Consider the following 15,689-nt stretch of genomic DNA (forward strand, 5'->3'; position numbering starts at 1 on the left):
AGGCGATCCAGCCCAGCCCGCGGGCCTGCGCCTCGGACATGATCGTCTCGTGGTCGACCTCGCCGGAGTTGAACTTCCAGCCGAACTCGCCGACGGCGACGTCCCCGCCGCGGCCCGCTGCGCCGACGCCGGGCTGCGCGAGTTCGAGGCGCACCGGGCCAGCCTCGGCGCCACCGAGCTGCGCGTCCGCAGCGGCGGCACGGTCGCCGACCTCGCCGCGTTCCGGCTGCGCCTGGCCGTGGAGCACGAGCCCGCGGAGCAGATCCTGCAGTGGTCGCAGCGGTGCCGGGCCGCGGCGCTCTGGCTGCCGCCCGCCCGGCCCAGCGGCGACCCCGTGATCGCCCGCGACCTGGCCCGCCTGCGCAGCGTCCACGCCGACCTGGCCGCCGCCCCGATCGGCGCCGCACACACCGGCCGCCTGCTGCAGCGCCAGCGCGACCTGGAGGAGCAGGTGCGCCGCCGCTCCTGGCAGGCGCACGGCACCGAGGAGGCGACCGCCGCCGGCCCGCCCCTCGACGTGCTCGCCGCGGCCCTCGGCGACCTCGCGTTCGTCGACCTGCTCGCCGTCGACGCCTGCCTGCACGCCCTGGTCCTCGTCGGCGGCCGGGTCACGCACCGCCCTCTGGGCCCGGCCCAGCCGGTCCTCGACGAACTGCACGCCCTGCGCTTCGCCCAGCGCCGCCTCGTCGCCGGCCGCGGCCACCGCGGCGCCGCGACCCTCGCCGCCGACCACGCCGCCACCGACCTCGACCGCATGCTGCTCGCCCCGCTCGACGACCTCATCGGCGACCGCGACCTGGTCCTCGCCCCGACCGGCCAGCTGCAGGCGCTGTCCTGGTCCCTGCTGCCCCGCTGCCGCGGCCGCGCCGTCCGCGTCACCCCTTCGGCCGCGACCTGGTGGCGGGCGCAGCGCACCCCCCGCCCCGACGGCCCCTCGGTCTTCGTCGGCGCCGCCGACCCGCCGCAGGCGCTGCGCGAGGTCACGGGGATCGCCGCCGGCACACCCGGCGCGACGCTGCTCGCCGGCGACCGCGCCCTCGTCGCCGACGTGCTGCATGCCCTGGACGGCGCCTCGCTGGGCCACATCGCCTGCCACGGCCAGTTCCGCACCGACAACGCCCTCTTCTCCGCACTCCTGCTCGCCGACGGCCCTTTGACGATGTACGACCTTTCCGCCGTCAACCGCCCGCCCGGCACTCTGGTGCTGTCCGGCTGCGACACCGGCCTGTCCGCCGTGCACCCCGGCGAGGAGCTGCTCGGCCTGACCAGCACCCTGCTCCAGCTCGGCACCCGCACCGTGGTCGCGAGCACCGGCCCGGTCGACGACGAGGCCACCCGCACCCTCATGACCGACTTCCACAAACGCCTGGGCACCGGCTACACGGAGGCCGCCGCCCTCGCCGCCGCCCAGCTCGCCACCGACGGCGACGCCCGCTACAGCAGCGCCGGCTTCGTCTGCTACGGCGCCGGCTGAGCTGTACTTCCGCCCCACCGCTGCCGCGGCGCGTCCCGGCGGGGGTTCTCACCCGCGCCCCAATGCGCCGCTGCGCGGCGCACTGCCAGCGCTTGCGCGCGGCAGCTTCGGGCGCGTGCGCGCGGCGTCCGCTGGCCGGCCTGCGACGAGTTGTGCTCCCGGCGTCCGGCCACCATGCGCGCAACGCTGATTTCGCGCCGCGGCATGATCGAAGGACGGTTCTGGCCGCCAGCACGACCGGATCCGTCCTTGGATCACCAGGCGGGGGATCCAGCAGCGACGCGCTTGGCGACCGGATTGATCCCTGCCCCCGAGTCGGTCCTGGCCGCGGTCTGCCTGCGCGGGATTCGTCCGGGGCGGCGCCGGCCGGGCTGAGCTTCCGGCCCACTGCTGGCGCGGCGGGCACTGGCGGGATCCTCACCCGCGCCCCAGTGCGCCGCTGCGCGGCGCGCGGCAGCCTCACCCGCCTGCGCGTCGCATCCGCTGGCCGGGCTGCGATGGTTTGTGCTTCCGGCGCTCGATGTCTGGGTCGATCCCGCGTCCGCCCCCCGTGCCGGTGTTCCGGGCCCAGCCGCCAGGTGTGCAACGCCGATCTTCGCGCCGCGGCATGATCGAAGGACGGTTCTGGCCGCCAGCACGACCGGATCCGTCCTTTGATCGCCAGGCGGGGATCCAGCAGCGACGCGCTTGGCGACCGGATCGATCCCTGACCCCGAGCCGGTCCTGGCAGCGGCTTGCCTGCCGCAGGATTCGTCCGCTACGGCGCCGGCCGGGCTGAGCTTCCGGCTCACCGCTGGCGCGGCGGGCACCAGCGGGGATCGTCGCCCGCCTGCGCGCTACATCGCTGAGCCCGGTCGCCGTGCAATGTCACACGCCAGCCGAACTGCGCGGGATCTCGATCATGAGACCGGTGATCCAATAGCGAATCTGGCTGTCGGGACGACCAGATCCGCGATCTGATCACGGTGGGGACTGGTTCGAGGCCTGGAGCGCGCTCGTGGTTCCAGTTCTTCCGCGCCTTTGGCGCAAATACGAAATGTCGGATAAGTCCGGGCGCTTGCGCCTGGACTTATCCGGGAAGGGGGCGTGGTGCGTACGCCTGGGCTATCCGGGGGAAGGGAGGGCGGCGGTGGCGGTGGTGCGGGCGGTGTCGGCGGTGGTGCGGGCCGCGGTCACGATGCCGACGATCGCGCCGATGAGTAGGACGACGGACCAGATCAGGGCGACGATCGCCACGACGATGCCGGCCACGGCGTCGGTGATGCTGACCAGGATGCCCGGCACCAGGCCGTGCAGGAACGCCACCACCACGTTGCACAGCAGGGAGCACAGGGTCAGCAGGACCAGGCCCTTGTTCTGCAGGAAGCGGGGCTGGGCGGCGACCAGCGAGCCGGCGAAGACGAGCTTCAGGAACATGAGCAGCGAGAGGATGACGGTGGCGGTACCGCGGGGGAACGAGGCGAACAGAATCAGGTAGGCGATCGTGCCGAACGGGAACGCCAGCAGCAGGGCGACCATCAGGACCAGCTTCGCCACGGCGAGGAGGATGAGGCCGATGGACGCCAGGAGCAGCAGGATCGCCACGATCAGCGTGACGACGCCCTGGAGGCGGCCGTGCAGGCGCTGGGGGACCACGAGGCCGGCCGCCATCAGGGCGACGGTGAAGAGGGCCGCGAAGTCCAGCAGCGCCAGGTACGGGATGCCGACGCCGGAGGGGCGTTCGACGTGGCCGCCGGCCGGGACCTGGGCACCGAGGGCGGCGGCGTGGTCGGTGAGGGCGGTGCCCGCGTCGACGCCGCCGATCAGCAGCTGCTCGCCGAGCTCGACGCAGACGACGAGGGCCATCGCGACGAGCGCGACGATGAAGAACGGGGTGCGGAGGCGTTCCACGGCTCAGCCCCTCTTCGCGATGGTGAGGACGCAGGTGCGTTCGCCGGCGCAGATGAGGTCGATGTCGGTGGCGGCGTCGCCGACGGTGACCGAGACCGTGTCGCCGGCCTTGGCGTCGCTGCGCACGAGCGTGTCCTGCCCGGGGGCCGGAGCCTGCACGCCGACGTCGCTGTCGGCGCGCAGGCGGACCGTGCGGCGGCCCTGACGGGCGGCGACCCGCAGCACGCAGCTGCCGTCGCGCACGACGAACGTGTCGCCGGAGCGGCAGGGGGCGCTGAGGTCGGCCGGGTCGGCGTCCGGGGTCTTCGCGAACTTCGCCCCGAACCACTCGACGAGCGCCCCGGGCGCCTCGAGCGAGCCGCCGCCCGGGCGTTGCGCGGCGGAGCCGGCGAACATCACCGTGATCACGACGAGCGCCGCGATCACGATCTTCGTCTGCCGGGTCATCACGGCACCATCTGGGCGGGCAGGACGGCGGCGGCCGGGCCGATGCCGCCGAAGTCGTCGACGGCCTGGACGGTCCACACGAAGGTGCCGTTGAAGGCCAGGACCGTGCCGCCGAGGCCCATGCTCTGCGCGGGGCGCAGCGACGGCGCGTAGCTCTTCACGTCGGTGCGGGCCGTCACCATCGGCACGTTGTTGCAGGCCTGCGGGGTCAGCGGGCCCTGCGCGCACACCGAGACCGACAGGCTGACGACCCAGCGGGTCACGTACGCCTCCGGCTGCTCCCAGACGAGCCTGCCGTCGGCCTGCTTCAGCTGCGCGTTGGCGGGGGTCTTCAGCACGGGCGGGGCCAGCCGGACCGCGACGACCAGGTCGACGGCCGTGCCCGCCGCGACGGTCTTCGCGGCCGGGACGCCCTGCTCCACGACCGTGTCGGCCCTGGTCGGGTCGTTGCGGTGCTTGATGGTGCCGGCGACGAGGCCCGCCTGCTTCAGCGCGAAGACGGCCTGGGTCTCGTTGAGGCGGGCCAGGTCCGGCACGGGGATCGCCCCGGACGGCGGCGCGGTGACGACCGGTGCGGCCGACGCCGACGCCGAGGGCGCCGGTGAGGAGCCGCCGAGCGTCAGCACCAGGGTGACCGTGACGGCGGTGATGACGACGAGACCGGCGGCGATCGCGATGATCCACCACGGGATCCGGCGCTCCGGCGGCGCCGGCGGGGCCGCGACGTCGAAGACGACCCGGCCGCTGAGCACCGACGACTCCTCGGGCGCGGAGTCCGCCGAGTAGGCGCGGCCCTGCACCTCGTACGAGCCGGGCTTCGCCTGCGCCGGGACGTGGACCTTCAGCAGGAACGACGCGGACGCCGCCGGCAGGACCCGGCGCTGCGGGTCGTCGACGGTGAACCAGGACGGGTCCGCGTCGCCGCCGGCGACCGGCTCGAACACGACCCGGTCGGCGGCCTTGCCGGGGTTGGTGACGGTGAACGTGGTGCCGCCCTGGTGCGCGTCGTCCAGGACGATGCGCTCGGCGGCGGTCGTGACGACCCACTTCGTGGACATGACACACAGCTCCTAGGGAATCGAGACGGTGACGGCCGCGGGCTTCTCCTGCTGCACCACCAGCCGGATCAGGGACAGCTGGTCGCGGGCGGGATCGGGCACCCGCACCACGACGTGGAAGGGGCGGGGCTCCTCGACGGTGAAGCCGGGCACCCCGGTCACCGTCTCCAGCAGCGCGCACAGGCCGCCCGCGGTGCCCCGGCGGCGGGCCAGGTCGCCGGCGCGGGCGACGAGGTCGCGCTGCCGGCCGGACGGCAGCGACCGTCCGATGTGGTCCATCGCCACGCACCGCAGCAGGAACGGCAGGAAGGCGTCGGGCGTCCGGTACGCGGCGAAGAGCTCGTCCACGGCCGCGAGCCGCCGCTCGGCCGGCGCGTGCATCGCCTCCATCACGTCCAGCAGCCCCGTCAGGACGCTGCCGGGCTGCGCGGCCGACTGGTACACGGCCGGGAGCAGCCGCACGATGTCGTCATGCCGCATTGAGACGCACCACCTCGACGTCGTGCTCGCCGGAGCACAGCAGCCAGGTGGGCGGGATCGTCACCGGCTGCCGGGTCTCACGGTCGGCGGTGAAGGCCCACGTCCTGGCGTCGTCGCTGCGGTACGCGCCGCGGGGCCCACCCGCGAGGACCCGCCCCACGCCGCCGGTCCCAGTGCTGGTCCCAGTGCTGGTCGCGAGGGCCGCCACCGGCTCGAACCGGGTCCGGTCCCGCAGCGGCAGGCCACCGTTGACGTTGGCCGCCTCCCACTGCGGGGTCTTGCTCGCCAGGTCCAGCCGCAGCACCCCGGCGCTCTGCGTGGCGGCGACGACGGCCTGGCCGGTGAAGTCGAGGTCCCAGCAGGTGCCGCCGGTCCAGCCGGCGTTGAGCTGCTCCCACCGCACGTCCGCCTCGAACAGGCGGGCCCGGTGGCAGCCCTGCCCGGGGCGGCTCGGGTCCGACTCGCCGGCGCCGACCCACACCACGGTGGACGGGCCGTCGTACTGGATCTCGATGGCGCGCGCGTCGGTGCCGCGCAGCCCGACGTGGGCGAACGTGCCGGCGGTGCCGCCCTCGGTGGACAGGTAGACGCCGTACTTCGCCTGGGCCGCGAGGACCACGCCGTGGGTGCCGCGTTCGGAGACGAACGACCGGACGCCGGAGAAGCCGCGGCCCGGGTCGGTGTTGTCGACGAGCACCTGCAGCGGCACCGCGCCGGGTTCGGCGGCGACCTCGTACAGGCCGGCGTCGGTCGCGCACAGCAGCGTCGCCACGCCCTCCCGGTCGATCCAGGCGACGTCGGCGATCGCCGGCTCCAGGGCGGCGACCAGCGCCCACGTCTCGCCGAGGTCCCGCGACACGTGCACGGCGCTGGTCCCGTCGGCGGTGTGGGTGACCGCGGCCAGCAGCCCCGGGCGGGCGGTGATCCCGGGCCGGTTCGGCGCGGGCGCGGCGACGACCCGGCGGACCTCCTCGCCCGGGAACCGCCCGGCGGGCTCCCAGCCGGCGCCGCCGTTGGTGGAGCGGAACACGACCTCGCCGCTGCCGGCGTACCAGGTGTCGTCCTGGAACCGGTCGGCGACGACGGACCGGACGGCCTTGTCGGGCGCCTCGTCGACCACGAACCGCACGTCGTCGACGTACCGGACGCCGGGCTCCGCGGACTCGAGCATCCGGTACACGTTGGACGCGCGCAGCGGCTCGCCGAACGCCCAGCCGGTGGGGGTCATCGGCGTCGGCAGCGGGCTGATCGTCGCGTACAGCCGGTCGTTGATCCGCCGGCGGACCGCGTCGACGTCCTCGTGGTCGCCGACCACGACCCGGGCCCGCACGGCGACCGCCTTGTAGCGGGCCCAGCCGGCGACGACCCGGGTGCCGAGCGCCCGGCGCGCCTCGAGGTCCTGCTGCGTGTGCCGGCGCACGTCCTCGTCCTGCACCTCCAGCAGCCTCGCCACCGGCAGCCGCCAGTCGGGCCGGGACTCCGCGCCGACGTGCGGCACGAGGACGACCTCGACCTCGCCGGGCTGCGCGAAGGACCACATGGTGGCGCGGGTGAACGCGGTCGCCCGGGCCACCGCCGCCGACGCGGCCGTGGCGAGCAGCTCGAAGTCGCGGGCGGTGACGGCCCGGCGGAGTGCGAAGAACTCGTACGGGCCGCGGGTCAGCGCGGCGTCGACGGGCTCCAGGTCCCGGCCGCCGAACGCGGGCAGCTCGTTGGTGACCCGCACGCCGGGCACCGGGTCCCGCAGCGCCGTCACGGTGTGCGCGGCCACGTTGCCGGCCGAGCCGCCGCCGACGCGGTACCAGATCCGCACCTCCCGGCCCGCCGGCGGGACCGCCGCGACGGGCGCGCCACCGGCGTCGACGGCCGGCGCGAACGTGACCGTGCCGGTGCCGCGGTCCAGCTGGTAGACGAGGGCGTCCGCCGGTACACCGGCGAAACCCGCGACGGGCTGCCAGATGACGAACGAGCGGCCGTCGTGCTCCCGCGCCGGGACCCCGTCGGCGAGTTCCTCGGCGGGCGTCTGCACGCCCAGCATCACGTCGAGGTGTTCGGTGGTGGTCACGATCGGCGCCCGCGCCGTGCGCAGCACCTGCCCCGGCATGCCGGTGCCGAGACCGAGCAGCTCGGCCGCGACGGGCTCGCAGTGGTGCGCCCGTACCGTGACCGCGGCCTGCCCCTCGGCGAGCACCGCGGACTCGGTGGTGACGAACAGGACCGGCTGCGGGTCGGCGCCCTGCGCGGCCGCCTTCGTCCCGGCCGGCACCGTGATCCTGGTGGTGGTGTCGTCGCCGGTACGGGTGAACGTCAGCTCCGTCCACGCCGCGGCGGGCGCGTGCCGGGTGACGCCGAGCAGGTTGAGGTACTCGATGTAGGCCTTGTCGGGCAGCCGGTTCAGCCGGTACAGCATGACCTCCGTCAGGTGCGCGAACACCTCGACGAGGGCGATGCCGGGGTCGTGCACCGACAGGTCGGTCCAGCCGGGGCAGGACCGGGCGATGCGGTCGCGGGCCTCACGGACGAGGTCGGTGAACGTGCGGTCGTCGAGGTTGGGGATCGGCAGGGTCATGACGGGCTCCCGTCGGCCGCCGGACCGAGGTCCAGCGGGATGTCGAGGTCGGCGAGGGTGAGGGTGGCGAGGACCCGGTACCGCAGGTGGATGGTCAGCCGGGTCGGCACGTCGGGGTCGGCGGCGGCGTCCAGCGACACGATCTCCGCGCGCGGCTCCCACCGCTGGACCGCCTGCCGGACGTAGTGCACGGCGAGGCCGGCGGTCGTGTGGTCGTTGGGGGCGAACAGCAGCCGGTTGAGGTGGCACCCGTACTGCGGCCGCATCAGCCGCTCGCCCGGGGTCGTGGCGAGCAGGAGCAGCAGCGCCTGCCGTACCGCGGCGTCTCCGTCCACCATGGACAGCGCCCCGGTGGCGGTGAGGGCGGGCGCGAACCTGATCGCCCTCATGCGTCGGCCCCCACGAAGGTCTGGCCGGGGTCGCGGACCGTGTAGTGGACGGTGCCGGGGACCGTGCCGTCGGTGAGACCGTCCAGGTTGGACAGTGCGACCCGCTTGCCGTCGACGCGGATCCAGTCGCTGTACCCCGCCTGCACCGCCAGGGTGAGGGTGCAGGGCTTCATGGTCGGGCCGATGTTGGGGCAGCCGGCGACCGCGCGGCCCTGCGGGTCGTCGTCGACGAGTACGTCTGCGCCGGCGACGGTGACCCAGTGCTGCGAGGCGTTGTTGCGCACCCGGCCGTCGTGGCCGCAGCGCACGACCGCCTGCACCGTCACGAGTTTCATGCCGGACCTCCCGGGAGCGTCGGGACCGCGATGAGGGCGTGCTCGAAGTCGACCGTGCGGGCCTTGACCGTGACGCCGTGCCCTGGTGCCTCCAGGACCAGGTCGGTGGCGGCGTGCAGCCGCACCACGTCCGGCGCGAGCTGGAGGTAGCTGCCGTCGGCGGTCTCCACCCGCAGCGACCGCTCGGCGTCGTCGACGACGATCGACTGGCCGTGCGCGGTCCGCATCGACCAGCGCCGCACGCCGCCGCCCGTGACCCCGGCGCCGTCGGGCGCCTTGGCGGTGCCGAACAGGGAGCCGAGGACGACCGCGTCGCCGGACGCGTCGTGCGGCAGCGCGACCAGCACCGAGTCGCCGACGTCGGGCAGCAGCACCAGGCCCTTGCCGTCGCCGGCGCCGGGCACCAGCAGCGCCACCCAGCCGGCGTCAAGCCCGCCGTGCGCCTGCAGCGCCACCCGCACCCGGCCGCAGCCGTCGGGGTCGTCGACCGCGGTCACCCGCCCGAGCGTCAGCGACGCGCCGGGCCGGGCCACGTCCCGCGCCGGCGGCCGGGTCGACACCGCCGCCAGGTAGCCGTCGGCGTCCACGGTGGACACGACCTCGGTGAGCACGTAGGTGCCGTCCAGAGCGTCGGCGACGCCGCGCACGGCGATCCGGCGCCCGGCCCGCAGCGCGGCGCTGCCGGCGGCGACGCCGTCGAGCGTGACCGCCCGGGCCGCGCTCGCGTCGAGGGCGCCCTGGGCGACGGCGCGCAGCTCGTCGCCGGTCCGCGCGGACTCGTCGACCAGCGTCAGCGGCGCCGGGCTGTCCGGCCGCAGCGCGATGTCGCGGCCCTGCCGGGGCTGCCCGGCGGTCTCGGTGAACGCCTTCGCCCGCTGCGGGTGCCAGCCGACCGCCTCGCAGCGGGCCGCGAGCCGGTCGACGCCGGCGGCCACCTCGACGTGGTGCAGGTCCCGGCCGTACCGGAGCGGGACCGGGTCGCCGTGCCCCTGCAGGGTCAGCACCCGCAGGTCGGTGCCGTCGAGGACGACGTACATCCCGATCCGGCCGAGGGTCTCCGTCAGCAGCTGGAGGTCGCGCTGCCGGTGCTGCACCACCCGCTCGAACCGGGGGCCGTCGCCGCCGTGCACGTGCACCCCCAGGTCGCCGGCGACCGCCTCGACCAGGTCCTTCGGGTCGACGCGGTCGAAGCAGCGGACGGTCTGCCGGGCGCGGAGCCGGTGCAGCAGGTCGTAGCCGGTCAGCCGGGTCTCCGCGGTGCCGTCCGCGGCCCGGGTGAGGCCCACCCCCGTCACCTCGCCGGTGAACAGGGGCCCGTCGTCGCCGGCGACGCGCACGACGAGGCTCGCGCCGAGCAGGTGCAGGGCCTCGCCGCGCGGGTCGTCGAGGGTCAGCTCGCACTGCGCGGGCTGCGAGAGCCGGCTGGTGACCCGCACCCCGGTGACCGGGAGCTCCCGGTCGCCCGCCGTCGCGTGGACCGCCGGCATCATGGCCGGCCGCCCGTCGCCGGCACCGACAGCACCCGGCCCGGCGCGACCGCGAACGGGTCGTCGACGCCGTTGTGCTCGGCGAGCTCCCGCCAGCGCATCGGGCTGCCGAGGGCCTCCATGGCGAGCAGGTCGATCCTGCCGGTGCCGCCCGGGCCGGTGCTGCCGTCGCCGAGCGCCTGCACCGCCGTCGGTGCCGTGCCCGGTGCGGTGCCGGCGCCCGAGCGGGCCAGCTCCCCGTCGAAGTCGCGGGCGCCGGCCTGCTTCGGCTCGTCGACCCGCACCAGCTTCAGCCGCATCCACGACCGTCCCGGCGCGCCCGTGGGGCCGAACGCGTCGAAGCGCTCCGCGATGGCGGCGATGACGCCCGGCACGTTCCACGACCGGCCCCACACGAGCCGGACCAGCGGCGGGCGGGCGGAGCCGAGCTCCTCGGCGGTGTTCTCGGCCAGGTCCCACAGCTTGGCGGTCAGCTGCCGCACGTCCTGCGGCCCGGACCGCGACTCGACCAGCGCCACGTCGAACACCATGTCCAGCAGCAGCTCGGTGCGCCCGCCGCCGGTGAACCGCACCGGGTCGTCGACCCGGCCCCGCCCGACGAGGCGGCTCTCACCGGCGGCGGGCGTGCGGATGCCGGCGAGCCGTTTGACCTCGAACGTCTCCGGGTTGAGCAGGCAGTCGATCCGCTCGCCGGTCTCGTCGACGACGAACGCTACGCGTTCCATGGCAGTCCTCGCTGTTCCTCGTCGAGCCTGCGGATCCGGTCGCCGCCGCGCCGCGGGGTGACCTCCCACTGGGCGCTGTCGTCGGGCAGCTCCGGCCACCGGCGGTGCGTCTCGTTCCCGAGCCGCGGCCACGGCCCGCTCCTCACCACGTGCTCCGCGACCTCGGGCAGCTCGGACCGCCGCTCGGTCGTCCGGTGGCGTCGCGGCGGAGCGTCGGCGTGGTGGGGCGCGGTGCGGCGTGGCGCGACCTCGTCGGGCGGTGTCTCGCCGGTCCATGCGGCGCGGGCCGAGTCCGGCAGGTCCGGCCACCGCAGCACCACCGGGCCGCGGCCGGGCGTCCCGGGGTGCTGGGCCCGGCCGGCGGGACGCCACGCGGGCTCCTCACGGTCGACGCTCATCGGCGCGGGGCTCCAGCCGGGGCGAGGGGCGGCGTCGACCCGCACGGCCGGCTTCGTCCGCGGTGCGGTGTCGTCCTCTGGTACTGGTCTGACCAGCGGGGCGCGGTCTTCCTGCGGCGCCGGCGCGGGGCGCACGGCCGGTGCCTCGGCAGGTTCGGGAAGTCGCCGCGGTGCCGGGGAGCGGACCGGCTCCGGGGCCGCCGGTCGCAGCCGGACCTCCGGCCGTGGCGGCTCGGTGTCCTCAGTGGACATCTGGCGGATCTCCGGCCGGGACGGCTCGACGTCCTGAGTGGACGCCAGGCGGACCGCCGGCCGGGACGGCTCGGTGTCCTCAGTGGACACCCGGCGGATCTCCGGTCGGAACGGCTCGACGTCATGAGTCGACGCCAGGCGGATCGCTGGGCGTGGCGGCTCGGTGTCCTCGATGGACACCCGGCGGGCCGGGGGCGGGGCGGCCGCGGAGACCGCGACCGCCACACCCGTCCATCGCACCGGAGTCTCGTCGGCGGGCGGGGGAGCGGGCGCTGCCCGTACCGACGCCGCCGCCGCGACGGAGAGCACCTTCGCCGGCCGCAGCAGGTGCGGTGCCCGGTCCCGGACCAGGCTGAGCCAGTGCTCCGGCGCTCCCGGCAGCGACCGCTCCTCGACGACCGCCTCCGCGGCGGGCACGAGCCGGTCGGCCGCCCACCGCAGCCACCCGGCGAGGGCGTCACGCAGCCGCGCGGCCACCGCCGGCCTCCCGCTGCAGCCCTTCGTGCGCGAGCACCAGGGTCTCGATGGCCAGTTCCCGGCTCATGGCGTCCAGCGGCGCGCCGCTCCACTCCTGCGGCCAGGCGTTGATGAGGTTCCACCGCAGCGCCTCGGCGGTGCCGGCGGGGTCGAGCATGACGATGGAGACGTTGCGGCGGCTGACCTTGCCCTCGACGGCGGTCATCAGCCAGTTCCACAGCTCGGCGGAGTTGGTCAGGCCGAAGCGCAGCGTCACCGGCGGGTACGTGACCCGGCCGGGGATCGCGCGCACCACGCTGCCGTTGCCGGCCTCCCGGTAGGAGATCCGCTCGACCTTGACGCCGAGCCCCTGCACCTCCGTGAAGTGACCCTCGTTGACGTTGTTGATGAGGAGTTTGAAGTTGTACGCGCGGTACGGGTCGACCCAGTTGCCGGGCTGAGCGGACGGGGCCGGGACGGGTGCGGTCATCGAGCTGCTCCCTTACTGGGCTTCGGTGCCGATGGCGGACTGGCTGAGCTTGAACACGACGAACTCGGCGGGCTTGACCGGCGCGACGCCGATCAGCGCGACGACCTGGCCCGCGTCGCGGACCTCGGCGGGGTTGGTCTCGGCGTCGCACTTGACGAAGAACGCCTCCTGCGGCGTCGCGCCGAGCAGCGCGCCGTCGCGCCAGACCCGGGTCAGGAACGCGCTGATGTCCCGGCGGATCGAGCGCCACAGCTGCTCGTCGTTGGGCTCGAACACGATCCAGCGGGTCCCGTCGCCGATGGACTCCTTCAGCATCGAGAAGAGCCGGCGGACGTTGAGGTAGCGCCACTCCGACGCCTCGGCCGCGAGGGTGCGGGCGCCCCAGACGCGGATGCCCTCGGACGGGAAGTAGCGGATGCAGTTGACGCCGGCCGGGTTCAGCAGGTCCTGTTCGGCGCGGGTCACCCGGTACGTGAGGTCGACGGCGCCCCGGACGGGCTCGTTCGCGGGCGCCTTGTGCACGCCGCGGATGCTGTCGTTGCGCGCCCACAGGCCGGCGACGTGCCCGCTCGGCGGGGTGGTGACGACGTCGCCGCTCATCGGGTCGCGGACGACCAGCCACGGCAGGTAGAAGGTGCCGTAGTCGCTGTTGCGGGGCCGCAGGCCGCCGTCGTCCGCCGTGGGGGCGGGCTGCGCGGGCTGCTGGCCGTCCTGCGCGGGGGTCTTCGCCTTCTTGGGCGCGGGCGCGGTCTCGACCCGCACGAGCCGCTCGACGTCGGTGATCTCCTCCGGCGGGTCGAGGATCGCCATCCGGTCGCCGAGGTTCTCGCAGTGCTTCAGCAGGTCCTCGTGCGACAGCACGTCGGTGTACCCGGGCGCGGCCACGATCGCGATCTCGTCGATCGCCTCCAGCAGGCCGAGGCCGGAGCGGGTGCGGCCGGCGCCGGCGATCGGCTCGCCCGGCGCGATGTTGACGATGTAGCACCGCCCGCCGCCGTTGTCGAAGAACCCGTACACGGCGCGGGACAGCGGCGTGCCGGCGCCCGGCTCGTCCCCGCCGGCGTAGATCCGCAGGAACTCCGACCAGCTGCCGACGGCGACCGCCTCGTTGCGGCGGGCGTCGCGGTCCGGCGCCGTGCCGACGAAGCCGGCGGTGCTGGTGCCGACGGCGCCGATGGGCCGGGCGCCGCCGCTGACCTCCTCGACGTACACGCCGGGAGACGCGTAGTAGGGCATGTCATGCCTCCTTGATCTCGCACCGGATGACCGCCGGGGAGGCGGCACCGGCGGTGACGGTGTGGTGGAACCGAAGGCCGCGGCCGGACAGCCGCAACCTGGCCGGCCGGTCCGCGGGCAGCCCGTCCAGGACGAACGTGCCGTCGGCGCCGGTGTAGGTGACCTCGGACCGGTCGGCGCTCTCGACCCGCATGCCGGCCAGCGGCGTGTCGCCGGGCCCGAGCACCACCCCCGACAGCGGCCGCAGCGGCACCGTCTCGATCCGCAGCGGCGCGGTGACCCGCGGCGCGACGGGCGCGGGCCGGTCGAGCCGCCCGGGGACGTCGACGTAGAACGCGGGTCTCGCCGGTACCCCCGACGACTGCCACACGTGCGCCGGCACCTCGTCGAAGACGGGCCGGTGCGGGCCGGTGGTCGTGGCGCCCAGCAGCCGGTCGAGCGCCGCGACGTCGTCGGCGCGGGCGGTGGCGAGCAGGAACCGCATCCTGAACCGGACCGGCTCCAGCCCGGTGACGGGCCGCATGCCCTGCTCCGGCAGCAGCGCGGTGAGCCACACGTGCACGTCAGCCGGCTTGGCGCCTTTGCCGTCGCTCTTGATGTCGCCGCTCGGCGGCCCTTGCCTCGCGCTGAGGCCCGCGCCGCCGACCCAGCGCAGCAGGGCGGTGGTGGCGGTCTCGACGATGCCCGGTTCAGGCATGACGGTGTCCCCTCGTTCATGGGCTCGGGGTTTCGGTTCGGTGCAAGCAGGACGTACGGCGGCCCCGGTTGATACGGGGAGCCGTGTCGCCTACCTGACTGGGTGAACCGGTATCAGCGGCCCCGGCGGCCACCTCCGCCGGCGCGCAACCCGGCGGCCCGCACCGGGCTACGATGCTCGGGCGGACAGTGACGGACGTCGAAGGGAGACCGGCCGGTGGCGGACAGCGGGCTGGAGCGGGCGCTCGAGGAGCACCTAGGGGCGCTGGAGCGCAAGGACCTCGCGGCGTACGCGGCGACGCTCGCCGAGGAGGTGGTGCTGATCCTGCCCAACGGCACGGTCGTCGACGGCAAGGCGGCCATGGTCGAGTTCCACCGCGAGATGTTCGCCGACGACACCTGGACGCAGGAGCGCACCGTCCGGAAGGTCACCCTGGCCGGCAGCACCGGGTGGGTGCTGATCGAGTACCTGTGGACCACCGTCGACGCGACCGGCGCGGTCGAGTCGCAGACCCGGGCGTACTTCACCCTCACCTACGCGCTCGTCGACGGCAGGTGGCTCGTCGTGGCCGACCAGAACACCCGCCTGCCGTAGCGGGCGGGTGCGGCGGGCCCAGGCGGCGGCGCGGGTGACGGCGGCGCCGAGGGCGGGGGAGAGCAGGCCGGCCAGGATCCAGCCGGGGATGCCGAGGCCCAGCACGACACCGGTGGCCAGCAGCGGTCCGGCGACGCCTTCCACCGACATCCCGAGGCTGAACATGCCCTGGTAGCGGCCGGGTTCGCGGGTGTCGGCGAGGTCGAAGTTCAGCGTCCAGGCGGCCATCGACGTGAGCAGCTCGCTGACGGTCAGCACCGTCACACCGGCCGCGAGCAGCGCGACGGCGGGCGCCGCCGGTACCACGGCGGAACAGGCGACCAGGGCACAGGCCGGGGCCGATGAGCGCGGCTCCACGCCAGGCCGAACCCAGACCGGCGCCGCGGGTGAGCGGGACCTGGAGGGCGACGCTGAGCAGGGTGTGCCCGCCGAGCAGGGCGGCGACCGTGACGTCGGGGGCGTCGGTGCGGGTGATGACCCACAGCGGCAGGGCGATCGTCAGCAGGCTGCGGTACGTCGCCTGCAGGCCGCACAGCACCGCCACCGACAGGTACGGATCGAAGATCCCCTTCCGTCGCAGAGGCAGACGGCGGGGAAGCGTCCACCCGGACGGCCGGAACCGTCGGCTACCCGACTCGCGGAAGAGCGGAATAGCGCGGTGAATTCAAGTGCCCGAATTGGCCGGATCACCGTCGGTGAATTTATGTGAAGG

Annotated in this window: 15 protein-coding genes; 2 read left to right on the top strand and 13 right to left on the bottom strand. The window is 74.9% G+C overall.

From position 1 onward, the window contains the following. On the top strand, positions 1-1,474 hold a 1,474-nt coding region (locus tag AB0J72_RS30700; RefSeq protein ID WP_363404602.1), incomplete at its 5' end, for a CHAT domain-containing protein. Positions 1,475-2,578: 1,104 nt separating this feature from the next. Here the strand turns inward: AB0J72_RS30700 and AB0J72_RS30705 are convergent. From AB0J72_RS30705 to AB0J72_RS30765, 13 genes are read right to left on the bottom strand one after another with little or no spacing between them, the layout of a single operon-like run. Then, positions 2,579-3,364 carry a hypothetical protein gene (locus tag AB0J72_RS30705; protein WP_363404604.1) on the bottom strand — a complete coding sequence of 262 codons (786 nt, stop codon included), beginning with the start codon at positions 3,362-3,364 and terminating at the stop codon, positions 2,579-2,581. Between the two features lie 3 nt (positions 3,365-3,367). Continuing rightward, on the bottom strand, positions 3,368-3,811 hold the full coding sequence (locus AB0J72_RS30710) for a hypothetical protein (RefSeq protein ID WP_363404606.1): 444 nt from the start codon (positions 3,809-3,811) through the stop codon (positions 3,368-3,370). Next, positions 3,811-4,869 (bottom strand): PASTA domain-containing protein, encoded by a 1,059-nt coding sequence (locus AB0J72_RS30715; protein WP_363404608.1) that lies wholly within the window; start codon positions 4,867-4,869, stop codon positions 3,811-3,813. Before AB0J72_RS30715 ends, AB0J72_RS30710 begins: the two co-directional genes overlap by 1 nt. 12 nt (positions 4,870-4,881) lie before the next feature. Then, on the bottom strand, positions 4,882-5,349 hold the full coding sequence (locus AB0J72_RS30720; protein WP_363404610.1) for a phage tail protein: 468 nt from the start codon (positions 5,347-5,349) through the stop codon (positions 4,882-4,884). After that, positions 5,339-7,918, bottom strand: coding sequence for a putative baseplate assembly protein (locus tag AB0J72_RS30725; protein ID WP_363404612.1), 2,580 nt, complete (start codon positions 7,916-7,918; stop codon positions 5,339-5,341). Before AB0J72_RS30725 ends, AB0J72_RS30720 begins: the two co-directional genes overlap by 11 nt. After that, positions 7,915-8,307, bottom strand: coding sequence for a GPW/gp25 family protein (locus AB0J72_RS30730; RefSeq protein ID WP_363404614.1), 393 nt, complete (start codon positions 8,305-8,307; stop codon positions 7,915-7,917). Before AB0J72_RS30730 ends, AB0J72_RS30725 begins: the two co-directional genes overlap by 4 nt. Continuing rightward, complete coding sequence (locus tag AB0J72_RS30735; protein WP_363404616.1) at positions 8,304-8,642, bottom strand: hypothetical protein; 339 nt, start codon at positions 8,640-8,642, stop codon at positions 8,304-8,306. Before AB0J72_RS30735 ends, AB0J72_RS30730 begins: the two co-directional genes overlap by 4 nt. After that, on the bottom strand, positions 8,639-10,132 hold the full coding sequence (locus AB0J72_RS30740; protein ID WP_363404618.1) for a phage baseplate assembly protein V: 1,494 nt from the start codon (positions 10,130-10,132) through the stop codon (positions 8,639-8,641). The genes AB0J72_RS30735 and AB0J72_RS30740 overlap by 4 nt, the downstream gene beginning before the upstream one ends. Further along, positions 10,129-10,854, bottom strand: coding sequence for a hypothetical protein (locus AB0J72_RS30745; protein WP_363404620.1), 726 nt, complete (start codon positions 10,852-10,854; stop codon positions 10,129-10,131). Before AB0J72_RS30745 ends, AB0J72_RS30740 begins: the two co-directional genes overlap by 4 nt. Beyond that, positions 10,842-11,981: a hypothetical protein gene (locus tag AB0J72_RS30750; protein WP_363404622.1), complete on the bottom strand. Its 1,140-nt coding sequence runs from the start codon at positions 11,979-11,981 to the stop codon at positions 10,842-10,844. The genes AB0J72_RS30745 and AB0J72_RS30750 overlap by 13 nt, the downstream gene beginning before the upstream one ends. Further along, complete coding sequence (locus AB0J72_RS30755) at positions 11,962-12,450, bottom strand: phage tail protein (RefSeq protein ID WP_344504053.1); 489 nt, start codon at positions 12,448-12,450, stop codon at positions 11,962-11,964. The genes AB0J72_RS30750 and AB0J72_RS30755 overlap by 20 nt, the downstream gene beginning before the upstream one ends. Positions 12,451-12,462: 12 nt before the next feature. After that, positions 12,463-13,686, bottom strand: coding sequence for a phage tail sheath subtilisin-like domain-containing protein (locus AB0J72_RS30760; protein WP_363404624.1), 1,224 nt, complete (start codon positions 13,684-13,686; stop codon positions 12,463-12,465). A gap of 1 nt (position 13,687) precedes the next feature. After that, positions 13,688-14,383, bottom strand: coding sequence for a carboxypeptidase-like regulatory domain-containing protein (locus AB0J72_RS30765; protein ID WP_363404626.1), 696 nt, complete (start codon positions 14,381-14,383; stop codon positions 13,688-13,690). 216 nt (positions 14,384-14,599) lie between these two features. Here AB0J72_RS30765 and AB0J72_RS30770 point away from each other — a divergent pair, with 216 nt between their 5' ends. Continuing rightward, positions 14,600-14,977 carry a nuclear transport factor 2 family protein gene (locus AB0J72_RS30770; RefSeq protein ID WP_363404628.1) on the top strand — a complete coding sequence of 126 codons (378 nt, stop codon included), beginning with the start codon at positions 14,600-14,602 and terminating at the stop codon, positions 14,975-14,977. Positions 14,978-15,689: the final 712 nt, after the last annotated feature.

The organism is Dactylosporangium sp. NPDC049742 (assembly GCF_040674675.1).
Lineage (GTDB): Bacteria > Actinomycetota > Actinomycetes > Mycobacteriales > Micromonosporaceae > Dactylosporangium > Dactylosporangium maewongense.

Excerpts from the sequence above, each read along its gene's own strand:
- AB0J72_RS30745 (WP_363404620.1), bottom strand. The coding sequence starts at position 10,854 with ATGGAACGCGTAGCGTTCGTCGTCGACGAGACCGGCGAGCGGATCGAC.
- AB0J72_RS30715 (WP_363404608.1), bottom strand. The coding sequence starts at position 4,869 with ATGTCCACGAAGTGGGTCGTCACGACCGCCGCCGAGCGCATCGTCCTG.
- AB0J72_RS30765 (WP_363404626.1), bottom strand. The coding sequence starts at position 14,383 with ATGCCTGAACCGGGCATCGTCGAGACCGCCACCACCGCCCTGCTGCGC.
- AB0J72_RS30720 (WP_363404610.1), bottom strand. The coding sequence starts at position 5,349 with ATGCGGCATGACGACATCGTGCGGCTGCTCCCGGCCGTGTACCAGTCG.
- AB0J72_RS30735 (WP_363404616.1), bottom strand. The coding sequence starts at position 8,642 with ATGAAACTCGTGACGGTGCAGGCGGTCGTGCGCTGCGGCCACGACGGC.
- AB0J72_RS30740 (WP_363404618.1), bottom strand. The coding sequence starts at position 10,132 with ATGATGCCGGCGGTCCACGCGACGGCGGGCGACCGGGAGCTCCCGGTC.
- AB0J72_RS30760 (WP_363404624.1), bottom strand. The coding sequence starts at position 13,686 with ATGCCCTACTACGCGTCTCCCGGCGTGTACGTCGAGGAGGTCAGCGGC.
- AB0J72_RS30710 (WP_363404606.1), bottom strand. The coding sequence starts at position 3,811 with ATGACCCGGCAGACGAAGATCGTGATCGCGGCGCTCGTCGTGATCACG.
- AB0J72_RS30755 (WP_344504053.1), bottom strand. The coding sequence starts at position 12,450 with ATGACCGCACCCGTCCCGGCCCCGTCCGCTCAGCCCGGCAACTGGGTC.
- AB0J72_RS30725 (WP_363404612.1), bottom strand. The coding sequence starts at position 7,918 with ATGACCCTGCCGATCCCCAACCTCGACGACCGCACGTTCACCGACCTC.
- AB0J72_RS30730 (WP_363404614.1), bottom strand. The coding sequence starts at position 8,307 with ATGAGGGCGATCAGGTTCGCGCCCGCCCTCACCGCCACCGGGGCGCTG.